Source organism: Bacillus sp. CHD6a (assembly GCF_001293645.1).
Classification (GTDB): domain Bacteria; phylum Bacillota; class Bacilli; order Bacillales; family Bacillaceae_I; genus Sutcliffiella_A.
In genome coordinates, this window is record NZ_LBMD01000007.1 from 14,294 (window position 1) to 29,032 (window position 14,739).

Below are 14,739 nucleotides of genomic sequence, written 5' to 3' on the forward strand. Positions count from 1 at the left end.
TTATATTTCCAGTAAAATTAGCAATTTTAAGTTCAGAATAGTTCACTAATTGGATCTTTAATAAAGTTATTTTGTTTTAGATAATCATACGGATGTTTTTTCTTTGCCAAGGCTTTTTCTCTTAATTCTAATAAAGGCAAATTGATCACTTTACTTTCTTTTAAAACAACATTCTGGAGCTGTTTTTGATTCATTTCCATAGCCTGTTGAATAACTTGCAGTTTTAATTGATTATATTCGATATCCATGGGATTTTTCTCGACAGTCTTTGCAACTAATTTTCGTATATCATTTGCATCCAAAGCAGTAAAAATCCCTAAAGCAGCTATTTCCACACTTAAATTTTCAATCGTATCTCGACGTTTATAATCTATTGTGTTTAAACGCTCTTTCATCGCGTCTTTAACTTTACCTTCGTATTCAGTGCCTTTCTTATGAATAATCATAAGATCGTCAAGATTTATCATAATATCCTCATATTTGTACATCGCTTTTATATTATTTTTCCTAATTGCATTAAGCATTGGCTGGATAATTTTCATATCGACCTTTGCTGTTTGTCTCAGCACCTGTGGAGTTATTTTTTCATATATATTCTTTTCATCAAATAACACTCGTTCTTGTGCAAGAATAAATAAATTCACAGCCACTGCAGTAATGCCCTGACACTCATCATAAAAAGCCTTCTTAAGCTCGTCAGACAGCTCTGTTTGTTCTTTTAAGCACTGTATATTCCAAAGTGTTTCTAAAAAGAATTCCCATTCCTCACTGTCTTCAGCCATTCGATCCCAGAAAATCGACCCATCACTTGCTGCTCTACGTGCTTGGCGAAAGTTTCCTTTAAATAGTAATTGTGCCTTCGGAGTTCCAATTAATACCATTGGTATTCCTACAGTATTAGACAATGTAACAAAGAAATTCAACATTTCTTCCTGTTCCTCTTCGGAATTTAAGAGATGCTGGAGTTCATCAATGACCAACACACCAATACCATATAAACTCGCGAGTGAAGTCATATACAATAGCATTGTTGATGTCACTCGTTGGAAAGACCCAAACTTCTCCAAATAGTGAGTACCTAGCAAATCATCAATTGCTTTAAAAAAACTTTTGCATAATGTTGACAAGTTTCCATCATAGGGACAATCTATTTTTAACCAAACAATTTGAGTACGATTAAAAAATTGATCTTTATATAATTGATGCTTAATAACTTGAGGATACATTAGCAACAAACGTTCAATCGCAGTTGTTTTACCAATACCAGAAATACCAATAATCGCTAAACTATCAGCCGTAGACCGTAAATGTTTGAGCTGTTCTTCAATATATTTATGAGCCCCTTCCTCATCTTCACGTAGCTCGTGTAACAGCCGAATACGTTCTAAAAAGGTTTTATCTAAAGGATTGCGTGCTAAGTATCCTCTTCGAGTTAAAGTTGATAAACGACGTTCTACTTCAAAATGACTGGGCAATGGTTGAATAAAGTTTTTAATACGTTTCAATACATGGTAACGAATGTTTGTTTCTCTTTTTTTATCTTGTTCAGTAATCCGTGGAGTGACCATAAATCGTTCCAATACATCATCTTCAGTAAAAATGGGTGGAAGGGCTTCAATAAATGGATTGTTACAATACTCAGGCAGTTCTTGTTCCTTATAATCCGCCTCTTCAAAGTCACCTTTTAATACTAGGTCATTTACCTTTTCCATATTCCTCATCTCGCTTCTTTCGTAATTTATCCATTAAACGTGAGGATGATTTTTTCGATGTATCTTCTTCAATTTTTTCTTTTGTTGCAAAGTCTATTACAGATGCTTTCTGAACGAATTGTTCAGACTCTAAATCAAATTGCTCAACTTGACGATTAAGCTCTTTTTCAATAGTCTTGTTATCGCTAATATTTGCTAGCTTTTCTTTTTTACTTGTTGTTTGGTGCCGTGATTGTTTCTTCATCTTTTTAGCTTTATTTATGATATCTTCAAGCATTGCGTCAGTATTGATAGTGAGTTGCACTTGTTTTGATCGTTCAATTTCCTCAAGTTCATTTCTTAATTGTTGTTGGAAAATAATTTCCTCCAAGAAGTCATGTTTATATTGATAACTTGGTTCAAGTAAGCTACAGACTTCAAAATCCTTACCGCCATCATGTGGAATATAAATTTTTTCTACATTACGAGGATCATAAACGATTTCAATACTTTTATTTTTTAATTTTAGGTACCATTGTTCTTCTAATGACTGTTTTGAACCATAAAATAAATTCTTAAACTTTATACCTGCTCTTGAAATCGTTGCATTTCCTCGTGGTAATACATTTAATCGCAAAATATTACGATCAACTGTTCTTAATCTACCTTTACGATTTTTGATTCCCCAATTCCAAAGATTTATCGGTGTAGGCACAATACTATCGGCAATCATTTCTTTTTCCATCGGATATTTTTCAATAATTTTATGATTGTGATGTAATATTAGTGTGATAATAACTGCTGTAAATTCTTTAAGATTTAACGTTGCATCTAAACGGTAGTCCCTATCTCCACGCTCGCGATATTCCTTTTGAATAGCTCCCGGAGCTTTTTGTTTCACTTTTCCATTAAGAGTACGGAATTTACGTTCCACAATCCCTTTTAAGTCACCACGATAAGCTGTTGTATTTTCAATTTTAATATTTAAGTTATTAATTAAGTTTTCTACGGAATAGCCCTCAAATTCCCCGCGGTCGGCAATGATGATTTTAGGTAAGTGGTGTGATGGCCATTGTTCTTCTTCAATATCAATATTGTATTTCTTACAAAACTCTACTTTATCAGAGACCATATTATCTAATGCCATCATTGCTCCTAACCATGAAGGTCCTTCTAATCCAACATATAAACCTGTTATTATTCGAGAGTAGACATCGAGAACAGCATAAATAACGGGGCGGCCAATGATTCTATTTATATCAAGTGAGCTAACCAAATAAATATCAGCAATCGTAGCGTCAATTTGAAAGCGAGTACCCGGACCATTTGTTTCTGATTTTGAGTTGCTTACAAGGGGACGATTTTTCAATTCAAATTCCTTGGCACTAATTCGAGATTGAATATCCTTTTTTGGATCTTCAAATTTCTTAAACCAATAGTAAAACTGATCATAAGAGGGTATCCGATTAACTTCCCATACACGATATTTCAATCCACCATTTTCTTTATAACGATCTGAATAAAAATCACGTAAAATAAAATGATAAACATCAGTTAGTGTATAATTATTTGTTTTTCGGTAATATTTATTAATTGCATTCTCAAACTGCAACTTAACTTCTTCTGTGATATTAATACCTGTTTGATATTCTCCACTAACTGTTACTTTTCTTGGCCGACCAGCTTTTTCTTTCGCTAATGTTTTTTCTTTGCCTCTACCACCAGAGTTTATATAATCAGGGATCATAGCATTTTTGCTCATACCACGTTGCCAGTAGCGACTAAGAATTTTTTTTATCTTTGTTTTTCCTAATCCAGTTTTCTCCACAATTTCAGATATTTTTTGCTCTCTTCCTTTTTTCTTTAGTAGATTATTCATATTGGATATTATAAATTTCTCAACTATATCCCAGTCTTTTTCACGCTTCTTAAATTGAACTTCTGTAAGTTCATTATCTGAAATTGCTTTAACATATGGATCATTGACAGCTAAAAGTTCTCCTTGATTAATATCTGTTTCTAAAGATGTATATAACTCTTGGGTAGGCATAGCACTTGTAGTATCAATATCGACAATATAAACATATGATTCTTGGATATCTATTACACGAATTCTTTTTGAATTACAGCTGTACTGAAATACCTGATTGATATGAATCATCCGTATCTCACCTGCTCTAATTGCATCTCGTTAATTGAATCTATACCTAGTGGTTGTTCTGCATTAATTGGCTCCAGCATGTTAATTTTAATAATTTTTTTAGCTAACAGATGATAAAACAATGTTAAACTGCTACCTAATGGAAGGTGTACCGCTTTATCAAAATTCGCTGTAACTGTGCGAATACTTTCTTCTGTATGTATCAGTTGTTGAAGAAGTGCCATTGCTAAATCCTCAATGTGCAATCCATTCATTTCACTAAAAGAATCAAAGTCACGAATATCATAATAGTCATGAATATAACTAATATTACGTGCCATCGTTTTTGATATTTCTTCTTCTGTTACAATCCCCCAATCAATATCTCTTCGCTGCCAATACTCTCTTTCTATTTCAAACTTCTCAAGAACCCGCTCATTTAACAGTTCTTCTTTCATCTTTATTGTTCGAGCAACTTCAAATACGCCTTTTCCTTTATCTAAAGTTAATAAAAAATCCGATGTCATCACTATCGGTTCACCATTCTTAGGGTCAGTTGGATGTTTTATACCTAGCTCTTCCGCAATAATAATTGTTTCTTCCAACGGCAATAAAGGAAATTGTTCTCTTATATCAACAACGAAGTCTGAGTATTCAGTCAAGTAAAAATAATTTCGTTCCAAATCAGACAAGAAATCGTGTTGCCTACCTGTTTTAATTCCTTTCAATCTAGTCGAGCGACCTAATGAAGAAACATCCTGAATATTTAACCACGGCTTATAATCTGGACCCATACCAGAGCCACGACCTTCTTTAATCCATTTATCGATTTTTGATGTTCTGGTTCTTTTAGACATAAAAAAACACCCCTTTAGACAATATTATCCAAAGAGGTATTTCTTCGCAACTTTTTTATAAACATCGTGACTTTTTTAAAACCATCGCAACTTTTTTACAAACATCGCGACTTTATTTCAAAGCTACACCATACTCGTTTTGTTAAAATTATAATCCACACTTCAGCTGCGCACCGCAATCTGTGCAAGTATTACAACCGCCGATCTCTTTTACTGTACCAATTCGACATACTGGGCAGGTGTTGCCTACTTCTGATCCATATTGTACATTCGTTGAACGTAGATCGTTAATCGTTTCAACAAGCACTACAGGCTTTTTGACGACATCTTCCATTTGGATCTGTTCGCCTTCATCCATTGTGTTCTCTTCCGCTTTTAACGTTAGTACCTGGGAGTCACGGCTTCCATCCACATAAACGGTACCACCTTTTGCTCCACCTTTATAAAGGCGTTCGTACACATTTTTAACTTGATCGACCGTATATCCTTTTGGTGCGTTTACCGTTTTGGAAATGGAACTGTCAATCCAGTTTTGAATGATGCACTGAACATCTGCATGTGCTTCTGGAGCAAGTTCCATTGCGGAGATGAACCAGTTCGGAAGGTTCTCTGCATCCGCTTCTGGGTTTGCATCCAAGTATTCTTGAACGATGTCCGCTTTTACTTCAATGAACTTCCCTAGACGTCCACTGCGGAAGTAGGAGAAGGAGAAGTATGGCTCAAGTCCTGTAGATACTCCTACCATCGTTCCTGTTGAACCAGTTGGAGCTACTGTTAACAGGTGAGAGTTACGGATACCTGAAGTCATGATGCCTTCTTTGATATCTTCCGGCATTTTGCTCATGAAGCCTGTTTTAGTAAATGCTTCACGAAGTCGGTTCGTTTCTTCTACTGTTGCACCTTCTAAAAATGGGAAGCTCCCTTTTTCTTTTCCAAGTTCCACAGAAGCACGATATGCAGTGACTGCGATCGTTTCAAATACTTTATCAACCAGCTCATTTCCTTTTTCAGAGCCGTATTCTGTTTCACAATAGATTAAAAGATCGTGTAATCCCATTACTCCTAAACCAACACGGCGCTCTCCTAATGCTTGTTTTTTATTTTCTTCTAAGAAGTAAGGCGTTGCATCGATTACGTTATCTTGCATTCTAACGCCGACTTCTACTGTTTGTTTTAGCTTTTCAAAATTTACAGTTTTCGTTTCCTTGTCTGCAAATTGAGCCAAGTTAACAGCTGCTAAGTTACACACAGAGAAAGGTGCGAGGGGTTGTTCCCCACATGGGTTGGTTGCTACAACCTTTTGTCCGTATGCTTTTGCATTGGTCATATCGTTGGCATTGTCGATGAAGAAGATTCCAGGTTCAGCTGAGTATGTTGCACAGATATTGACTAGGTTCCAAAGTTCTTTTGCCTTAATCTTTCTGTACACTCTCACCTTGTGACCAAGTTTCTCCCACTCTCGTACATCTCCAACTTCTGACCATTGTTCATTGTAAATAGCCATTTCATCTTTATCGTATGCTTCCACATCAGGGAAACGAAGATCAAAGTCAGCGTCGTTTTCAACAGCTTCCATAAACTCTTTTGTTAGGGTAATGGAGATGTTGGCTCCAGTTAGGAACTCTGAGTTATGAACGGTGTAAGTTCCACCAACTTTTAACTTCTGCTCTGCATCCTTGATGATGGCTTCTGTAAATCCGCCATATCCAGGGATGTGCTTGAAGTTTGTAACAGATTGGTACATTGTGATTTCCTGATCTGTTAATGGAGTGAACTTCAGTTTATCCTCTGCCGCTTTTTTGATGCTTTCATCGTTTGTATTTTCAATTAGGTAGCGCAAAATTCTCGGGTTTTGCATTTTGGAGATGATGAATTCGACGATATCTGGGTGCCAGTCTGCTAGCATAATCATTTGAGCCATTTCGTTACGCCGATTCGCTGAATCGACTCTCTATGTCACCATAGAGTTCAGACCATATCTTACACTTTTTATAAAAAGTGTCCTCGCACTTCGGATTCGCTTGAATCCTACTCTACTCACTTCTACCAAACTTCGGCATGTTTTCGATGGTCGTTGAACCTTCACCATTTGACAGGTGCTTGGCTGCTGATTATCTTTTTCCACTTGTTGTTTTTAAGCATTCACGCTCACCGTTTCCAGTCACGTTGTAGCCAACAAGTCATGAAAGACTTTCCAGCAATTCACGAGGTTTGTTTATAGACGAGGCACTTAAGCTGATTTACCACGTCTTGATCCACCTTGTTCCACAAGATGCGTCAATTTTGCAATGTCATCCAACCAGGAAACACTACCAGAGGATTTACCGTTCACTCCTCTTGCAAGTGCGTTTCGTGGACGAAGCGTTGATCCGTTTGTCCCAACCCCGCCTCCGCGGCTCATGATTTCCATTACCTGTTTACGGTGTTCCGATATTCCTTCACGGGAATCTTGCACAAACGGCATCACATAACAGTTGAAGTAGGTTACGTCTGTGTCAGCTCCTGCACCGTACAACACACGTCCTGCCGGTACGAAATTCATGTTAACCAATTCATGATAGAACTTTTCAAACCATTCCTGGCGCTTCTCTTCTGTCGTTTCTACGGCTGCCAAGCCTTTGGCGTTACGTTTGGCAATTTGCTCGTAGAAGACTTCCAGTGGCTTCTCAATGACATCTAGGGAACGAACAACAACGCCTGTTTCCACTTCACCTTGCTTTGTCAGAACTCCACGATACTCTTCTTCAATTAGTACAGAAGCCTTCTTGGTAGACCAGTCTATGTCTTGAATGAAACCAAGACCTCTTGCAGGGAATTTGGGATCTTCTTTAATCGTTAATACAACAAAATCTCCAGCAGTAAGGGTTACTTTTTCTGTATCTTTGAATGCGTAACGATCGAGCATGACCAGGCGGGAAACACCTTTATGTGTGGTGGTCATGTCCTCTGTAATGGGGTGTACTTGAGGAAATAAGGTGATGTCCTTGTTCAAACGTTCTACATTAATTTTCAATTTGTCTTCATTAATTGCAATGGTCATAATTACAACTCCTCTAAAACTAGTAGTTCTACCAAACGTTACTTTTGTAAAATTTGTTTGTACAGTTAAGGTATCATATCTGCAGGCAAGATATCAACATATAGTATATAAAATATTTTCGACACTACTATATATAGATTTTCCGCGGAATAAATCTAAATTTGTCAAATTGTAAAAGGGTCAATTTAGGGAGGATAATCAAGAGAAACGAAGATTATATTCTATTTTCGAGGCAGAATGACTTTTTTTGTCGGTTGCGCATTTTTACGAAATATAGCAAGCCTACTGTACCAACGTTTAAAGAAAATCCTTCCTTTTTGACGAAAAATATTTTTTTATTTTTCATTCTTGACTTTTTACATATCTAGTCGACTCTTTACACTACCCTACTAGATGTAGTGCAAAACAAAAAGATAACGAGAAATATGCTCCTCGTTATCTTTTATAATTCCACTCGTCTGTGGAATATTTCTTTTCCATTATGGCATGTACTTCAGCTAATTCTGCTTCTGTCAGCTCATATGTTTCAAGTGTAATGTTAAGTCCTTTTTCAAACCCTTCATAAAAAGCCTTCTTTGCTTCTTCCATGGTAACTGGAGACTCGCGAAGAGCATTGATTGCCACCGCTTTATTTTTAAAATTCTTCTGCATTCGTTCCTTTACACGTTCGCTTGGGTAGTTGAATAGGCTAAATAACATGTCCTCATCAATATCTAGTAGAATGGAGCCGTGCTGCAGAATGACACCCTTTTGGCGTGTCTGCGCACTTCCGGCAACCTTTCTTCCTTCCACTACAAGTTCATACCAAGATGGTGCATCAAAACAAACGGAAGAACGGGGATTCTTCAGTCCTTGCTTTTCCTCTTCTGTTCTTGGAATAGCAAAATATGCATCTAGCCCAAGCGCTTTAAAACCTTCTAAAATACCTTCTGAAATAACTCGGTATGCCTCTGTTACGGTTTTCGGCATTTCTGGATGCTCTTCCGAGACAATAACACTATAGGTTAGTTCCTTGTCATGAAGGACACCGCGACCACCTGTAGGTCTTCTGACAAACCCAAGACCAAGTTCTTTTACACGTTCCATATTTATTTCTTTTTCTACTTTTTGAAAATAACCGACAGACAATGTCGGAGGATTCCAACCGTAAAAACGGATAGTTGGTGGAATCATGCCTTTGCTGTGCCAATCTAATAACGCTTCATCAAGCGCCATATTAAATGCAGGAGATTGATTTTGTGAGTCAATAAACCTCCAAGTTTCTCTCGTCATGTTATGTACCTCATTTATCTTTATATGATGAATTAGTCTACCAAAAGTACACCGGGAATTCAAAGTTAAAGCTTGGCAGTTTTTTAAAGCTGACTAGTAGAAAAGGATGACATTTCGGACGAGCTTTTATATAATATACTTTGGTATAAAAAGAAAAAGAGGGGTTGTCTAGTTTGGCTTTATACGTAACATTAGGAATTTTGGCAGCATTTATTGTCTATTCAGTGATCATGTTCATTTACCAACGTAAAATTCTAACAACCTTAACGGAAGAAGAATTTCGTGCTGGTTATCGTAAAGCGCAATTGATTGATGTTCGTGAACCAAAAGAGTATGAAGGCGGGCACATCCTTGGCGCAAGAAACATCCCTCTATCTCAAATGAAAATGAGAATGAGAGAGGTAAGACAAGACCAACCTGTCTATATTTATTGCCAGAACACTATGCGTAGTGGTCGTGCAGCTCAAATGTTAAAGCGTAAAGGGTACACGCAGCTTTATCAACTTAAGGGCGGCTTCAAGCAATGGGGCGGTAAAATTAGAACGAAGAACTAATAGATAAGAGCACTTGCAGAGTATGAGAAACTGCAAGTGCTCTTTTGTGTTTATTGAACGGTGTTGTTTATTGTTTGGTTGATTTGATCGATATGACGTCGCTCATGGAACCCAATTAGTTGTACCCATTGTTGTGCGGAGAGGTCGCCAATCCAGCGGTGATTAAAGCCGTATTTATGTAAGATCTCTTCATTCACTTCTTGGATGAATGTGTTCAGGTTAGCTCTGGATTGTTCCAGCAGATTGATTAGTTCTGCTTTTGTGTATCGGTGTTCAGAAGGAGTAATATCTTCCGGTGCCACCACTTTATATGTTCTGTTGGCTAGGATTTTTGCCAAATTTAATTCTTTCTCTGCTACTTCATGCTTCACTTCAATCGCTTTTCTTAGGCCGTTGGTGATCTTGTTTTCAATTAGATATAAGTGCTCTACGTTTTGAGAGACTGTCCAGAGGTTTTCGTGCTTTTCGTGCAGTTGTTCTTCTGAGATTCCTTTTAATACTTCCAGCAGTTCTTCTCGTGCTTTATAGGTTTGCTCATAGTACATTTGCTTTTCCCTCCCCTTGTTTCTACTTTTATCTTACGGGTTTTTGTGGAGTTTGAGAAGTGAAAAGAGATAGGACGTAATGGATTATGGCATTAAAGTGATCGTACGGAGTCGGCATGATGCGGATATCAAGAAAAAATGGAATATATCGAGGAAAATTCCGTTATATCAATAATTCTCTGGATATATCAATAATTTTCAGCATATATCAATAATTTCTGAGATATATCAAGAAATTGACACATTCACACAAATTCCGACACCATTAAACCCACAAATTCCCGTCTACGTCTACACACCCCCAAAAAAGAGAACAGGTCCCCCTGTCCTCTCTCCAATCAATATTCGATTCAAGCTTCCTTCTGATAACGCAACACCGGCTTACGCGCTGCCAGCGTCTCATCCAATCTCTTAATTACGGTCGTATGTGGTGCCTCTTGTACCACTTCCGGATTTTCTTCCGCTTCACGCGCAATCTGAATCATCGCTTCAATGAAGGAATCCAATGTTTCTTTTGATTCTGTTTCTGTAGGCTCAATCATAATACATTCTTCCACATTCAATGGGAAGTAGATGGTTGGCGGATGGTAGCCAAAGTCAAGCAGGCGTTTGGCGATATCCAATGTACGAACCCCAAGCTTCTTCTGGCGCTTACCGCTCAATACGAATTCGTGCTTACAATGTCTGTCAAACGGCAGGTCGTAGTGTTCTGCCAAACGGCGCATCATGTAATTCGCGTTTAGTACGGCATATTCTGTTACTGCTTTCAGACCATCTGGACCCATTGAGCGGATATACGTGTATGCACGAACATTAATGCCGAAGTTGCCGTAGAACGGCTTCACGCGGCCGATAGATTCTGGACGATCGTAGTCGAAACCGAACGTGCCGTCTTCTTTTTTCACGACTAATGGCTTAGGCAAGTAAGGAATTAAATCCGCTTTAACGCCGACTGGACCGGAACCAGGGCCACCGCCACCGTGAGGACCTGTAAATGTTTTATGCAAGTTCAAGTGAACCACATCAAAGCCCATGTCTCCAGGACGCGCTTTGCTTAGCACTGCATTCAGGTTCGCTCCGTCATAATAAAGCTTTCCGCCTGCATCATGGACAATGCGGGCCATTTCTAAAATATTCTCCTCAAAAAGTCCTAGTGTGTTCGGGTTGGTCAGCATCAAAGCGGCCGTATCTTCCCCTACCACTCTGCGAAGATCCTCTAAATCTACCAAACCGTTTTCGTTGGATTTTACCGTAATCGTTTCAAGACCAGCGACTGTTGCAGATGCCGGGTTTGTTCCGTGAGCGGAGTCAGGTACGATAACTTTTGTACGTTTATGATCATTGTTTGCTTCGTGGAAGGCGCGAATCATCATTAGACCTGTCCACTCACCATGGGCTCCGGCAGCAGGTTGAAGTGTCACTTCGTCCATTCCGGTGATTTCAACCAAGTGCTCTTGTAGGTCGTGCATTAATTCCAATGCACCTTGGACAGTGGACTCATCCTGCAACGGGTGAATATGTGCGAAGCCTGGGAATCGAGCTACGTTTTCATTGATTTTGGGGTTATATTTCATCGTACAAGAACCTAGCGGATAGAAACCAGAGTCCACACCGTGGTTACGATTACTCAATGCCGTATAGTGACGCATAATATCCAGCTCGGAAACTTCAGGAAGTTCTGGCGCTTCCTCGCGGATGTATTCGCTTGGGAAAAGTTCTGCTAAATCTACTTCTGGTACATCGTTTTCAGGCAAGCTGTATCCGATACGACCTTCTCTGGACATTTCAAAAATGAGTGGTTGATTTTGCTTCTTCATTGCTGATGAGCCCCCATTTCTCTCGCTAGTGTGTCGATTTCTTCTTTCGTGCGTAACTCTGTAACTGCAAGTAGCATATGGTTTTCTAATTCAGGATAGTAAGTACCCAAGTCATACCCACCAATTAATCCTTTTTCAAGAAGTTTTCGATTAACTTCTTTAATTGGAGTGGACAGCTTTACAACAAATTCGTTGAAGAACGGCCCGGTGAATGTTACTTCAATACCTGCTGCTTCTAAAGAGCGCTTAGCATATTGCGCTTTTTGGATGTTTTGTACTGCCATTTCCTTCACACCCTTTTTGCCTAGAGCCGTCATGGCAACAGACGCTGCGAGTGCATTCAATGCCTGGTTAGAACAAATGTTGGAAGTCGCTTTATCACGGCGAATATGTTGTTCACGTGCTTGCAGAGTCAGAACGAAACCGCGTTGGCCTTCCTCGTCCACTGTTTGTCCTACTAATCTACCAGGAACTTTACGCATTAATTTGGATGTTACAGCAAAATAACCACAATGCGGTCCTCCGAATTGAGTCGGGATACCAAATGGTTGCGCATCACCTGTTACGATATCAGCACCAAATTTCCCTGGAGGTGTCAGCGCACCAAGTGCCAACGGGTTGGAAGAGACAACGAACATTCCCTTTTCTGTATGGGCAATTTTTTCAATTTCTTGCAACGGTTCCACTTGACCGAAGAAATTTGGATATTGAACCATGACTGCCGCAACGTCAGACGACATCATTTCTTCTAATGCAGCTACATCGGTTACTCCATTTTTTGTTGGGATTTCTACCACTTCTACATATTGTCCTTTTGCATAAGAAGTTACCACTGCTTTAGCTTCAGGGTGAACCGCGCCTGAAATAAGAACTTTTTTCTTTTTCGTATGACCGCAAGAAAGCATCGCTGCTTCTGCGAAGGCTGTTGGACCGTCATACATAGACGAGTTTGCTACATCCATGCCTGTTAGTTCACAAATCATTGTTTGGAATTCAAAGATTGCTTGCAGCTCCCCTTGTGAGATCTCAGGCTGATAAGGTGTGTAGGCTGTATAGAATTCTGAACGGGAGATAACATGGTCTACAATGACCGGCATGTAATGATCGTATACGCCAGCACCTAAGAAGGAAGCATGCTTTCGTAAATCTTTATTTTTAGCAGCAAGCTCACTTAACTCGCGCATCAATTCTGATTCGGATTTTGCTTGTTTAATTTTTAGTTCTCCGTCAAAGCGGACGCTTTCCGGGATGTCTGAAAATAGTTCGTCAATAGACTGTACTCCTATTACTTGCAGCATTTCCTGAATGTCTTGGTCTGTCATCGGTAAATAACGATGTTTCATGTGAGTTCCCCTCTCCAGTTAGTTTTTCGGGCGTTGATAGAATGGTGCTTTAACCACTTTTGCTTTAAGACGCTTTTTACGAACTTGCACTTCCACTTCTGTTTCAAGATCTGTGAATTCTTTTTTCAAAAGTGCCAGACCGACATTTTTCTTTAAAGTTGGAGATTGTGTACCAGTTGTTACTTCTCCTATTTGGTCTTCCCCTACAAAAACTTCATAGCCGTGTCGAGGAATACCTTTGTCTATCATTTCAATCCCAACGATACTGCGAGGTGCGCCGTTTTCTTTTTGCTCTTTTAAAACTTCTTTGCCGAAGAAATCTTCTTCTTTGTTCGTTTTGACTGCGAAACCGATACCAGCTTCAATCGGAGTTATGTCTTTTGAAAGCTCTTGACCGTAAAGAGCAAGCTTTGCTTCAAAACGCAAGGTGTCACGGGAACCTAACCCACAAGGAACTAGACCGTCTTCTTTTCCAGCCTCAAGTAACGTGTTCCAAAGTTGAACTGCGTCCTTCTGCTGACAATAAATTTCAAATCCATCTTCTCCTGTATAACCAGTTCTAGAAACAAGCGCTGAAATACCATCAATATCTACATTTTCTTTAAATTTAAAAAATTTAATTTCTGAAAGGTCTGCGCTAGTAAGTTTTTGTAAAACTTTCTCGGACACTGGACCTTGAATTGCAAGCTGTGCGATATTCTCTGAGATATTTGTAACTTCTACTTCTTCTATTGCATGGCTTTTTAACCAATCGTAATCTTTTTCTATATTGGATGCGTTCACAACAAGCAGGTAATCCTCATCTGCTTTTTTGTAGACTAGAAGATCGTCTACCGTCCCTCCGTCCGGATAACACATTGCTGTGTATTGTGCACCACCGTCTTTGAGTTTGGAAACGTCATTTGTCATCATTTTCTGTAGGTAAGCAAGACTGTCTTTTCCTTTTACTTCAATCTCTCCCATGTGGGAAACATCGAATAAACCGGCTTTTGTTCGAACCGCTTCGTGTTCTTCTTTAATACTTGAAAATTGAACAGGAAGATCCCATCCACCAAAATCAATTGTTTTACCACCATGCTCTTTGTACACATCAAACAATGGTGTTTTTTTAAGTTCAGTCATTACTTTTCTCCTCCTTTTACTAACCAAAAGAATGTAAACCTACTAGTTTGCCTTTTTGCTCTGTTCCAAAAAAGGACAGAGAAACTCCTTTTTCAAAAAAGAGTTCTCTGTCCTTTGCACCTGAAAGTTTACCTTATGTAGAAGGCTTTCCCCTTTGGTGGTTTATTCTGAATGAATAGGAATAAACGCTCTCCAGAGTTGCGTCCAACAAGAGTCTTTTTGCCTGAGAGATTCACAGTCATTCTGCTTGCTCCTTCGGCGCTGCCGTATTTTTGAAGGCAGTCTCTCCCCTTGTTCTCATTCGCCATATAATATTTTCTTCAAACATGGTCATACTAATAAAAAGCTACAACATTCA

General features: G+C 38.9%; 9 protein-coding genes, 2 pseudogenes and 2 riboswitches. Of the genes and pseudogenes, 1 reads left to right on the forward strand and 10 read right to left on the reverse strand.

Annotation, left to right across the window (positions count from 1 at the left end):
- Positions 1–32 precede the first annotated feature (32 nt).
- The 6 genes and pseudogenes from AAV98_RS07455 to AAV98_RS07480 all read right to left on the reverse strand — a co-directional run bounded on the left by AAV98_RS07455 (position 33) and on the right by AAV98_RS07480 (position 9,000).
- Entirely contained in the window at positions 33–1,712 is a 1,680-nt protein-coding gene (locus tag AAV98_RS07455; protein WP_231687716.1) for an ATP-binding protein, read from the reverse strand.
- The gene (locus AAV98_RS07460) at positions 1,696–3,852 is read right to left on the reverse strand and encodes a Mu transposase C-terminal domain-containing protein (RefSeq protein ID WP_060664940.1); all 2,157 of its coding nucleotides are present in this window, start codon (positions 3,850–3,852) and stop codon (positions 1,696–1,698) included. Before AAV98_RS07460 ends, AAV98_RS07455 begins: the two co-directional genes overlap by 17 nt.
- Positions 3,849–4,688 (reverse strand): heteromeric transposase endonuclease subunit TnsA, encoded by an 840-nt coding sequence (locus AAV98_RS07465; protein ID WP_060664941.1) that lies wholly within the window; start codon positions 4,686–4,688, stop codon positions 3,849–3,851. Before AAV98_RS07465 ends, AAV98_RS07460 begins: the two co-directional genes overlap by 4 nt.
- A gap of 148 nt (positions 4,689–4,836) precedes the next feature.
- Positions 4,837–6,606 (reverse strand): annotated as a pseudogene (locus AAV98_RS07470) (vitamin B12-dependent ribonucleotide reductase); the annotation flags it as partial.
- A 324-nt stretch (positions 6,607–6,930) separates the two neighbouring features.
- Positions 6,931–7,728, reverse strand: a pseudogene (locus AAV98_RS07475) (ribonucleotide reductase N-terminal alpha domain-containing protein); the annotation flags it as partial.
- Positions 7,729–8,163: 435 nt separating this feature from the next.
- Positions 8,164–9,000 carry a lipoate--protein ligase family protein gene (locus AAV98_RS07480; protein WP_060664942.1) on the reverse strand — a complete coding sequence of 279 codons (837 nt, stop codon included), beginning with the start codon at positions 8,998–9,000 and terminating at the stop codon, positions 8,164–8,166.
- A 173-nt stretch (positions 9,001–9,173) separates the two neighbouring features.
- Between AAV98_RS07480 and AAV98_RS07485 the strand changes: the two genes are divergently transcribed.
- Entirely contained in the window at positions 9,174–9,554 is a 381-nt protein-coding gene (locus AAV98_RS07485) for a rhodanese-like domain-containing protein (protein WP_060664943.1), read from the forward strand.
- A gap of 50 nt (positions 9,555–9,604) precedes the next feature.
- On the opposite strand, the gene AAV98_RS07490 is transcribed toward AAV98_RS07485, so the two are convergent.
- The 4 genes from AAV98_RS07490 to gcvT form a co-directional block, all read right to left on the reverse strand.
- Positions 9,605–10,099 carry a DinB family protein gene (locus AAV98_RS07490; protein WP_060664944.1) on the reverse strand — a complete coding sequence of 165 codons (495 nt, stop codon included), beginning with the start codon at positions 10,097–10,099 and terminating at the stop codon, positions 9,605–9,607.
- Positions 10,100–10,449: 350 nt separating this feature from the next.
- On the reverse strand, positions 10,450–11,916 hold the full coding sequence (gcvPB, locus tag AAV98_RS07495) for an aminomethyl-transferring glycine dehydrogenase subunit GcvPB (RefSeq protein ID WP_060664945.1): 1,467 nt from the start codon (positions 11,914–11,916) through the stop codon (positions 10,450–10,452).
- Positions 11,913–13,259 carry an aminomethyl-transferring glycine dehydrogenase subunit GcvPA gene (gene gcvPA, locus AAV98_RS07500; protein ID WP_060664946.1) on the reverse strand — a complete coding sequence of 449 codons (1,347 nt, stop codon included), beginning with the start codon at positions 13,257–13,259 and terminating at the stop codon, positions 11,913–11,915. Before gcvPA ends, gcvPB begins: the two co-directional genes overlap by 4 nt.
- Positions 13,260–13,277: 18 nt before the next feature.
- The gene (gene gcvT / locus AAV98_RS07505; RefSeq protein WP_060664947.1) at positions 13,278–14,381 is read right to left on the reverse strand and encodes a glycine cleavage system aminomethyltransferase GcvT; all 1,104 of its coding nucleotides are present in this window, start codon (positions 14,379–14,381) and stop codon (positions 13,278–13,280) included.
- 105 nt (positions 14,382–14,486) lie between these two features.
- Positions 14,487–14,579, reverse strand: a riboswitch (glycine riboswitch).
- A gap of 3 nt (positions 14,580–14,582) precedes the next feature.
- A riboswitch (glycine riboswitch) is annotated at positions 14,583–14,682 on the reverse strand.
- Between the last annotated feature and the right edge of the window lie 57 nt (positions 14,683–14,739).

Coding starts and splice junctions, on each gene's coding strand:
- AAV98_RS07455 (WP_231687716.1), bottom strand. CDS start 1,712: ATGGAAAAGGTAAATGACCTAGTATTAAAAGGTGACTTTGAAGAGGCG.
- AAV98_RS07460 (WP_060664940.1), bottom strand. CDS start 3,852: ATGATTCATATCAATCAGGTATTTCAGTACAGCTGTAATTCAAAAAGA.
- AAV98_RS07465 (WP_060664941.1), bottom strand. CDS start 4,688: ATGTCTAAAAGAACCAGAACATCAAAAATCGATAAATGGATTAAAGAA.
- AAV98_RS07480 (WP_060664942.1), bottom strand. CDS start 9,000: ATGACGAGAGAAACTTGGAGGTTTATTGACTCACAAAATCAATCTCCT.
- AAV98_RS07490 (WP_060664944.1), bottom strand. CDS start 10,099: ATGTACTATGAGCAAACCTATAAAGCACGAGAAGAACTGCTGGAAGTA.
- gcvPB (WP_060664945.1), bottom strand. CDS start 11,916: ATGAAGAAGCAAAATCAACCACTCATTTTTGAAATGTCCAGAGAAGGT.
- gcvPA (WP_060664946.1), bottom strand. CDS start 13,259: ATGAAACATCGTTATTTACCGATGACAGACCAAGACATTCAGGAAATG.
- gcvT (WP_060664947.1), bottom strand. CDS start 14,381: ATGACTGAACTTAAAAAAACACCATTGTTTGATGTGTACAAAGAGCAT.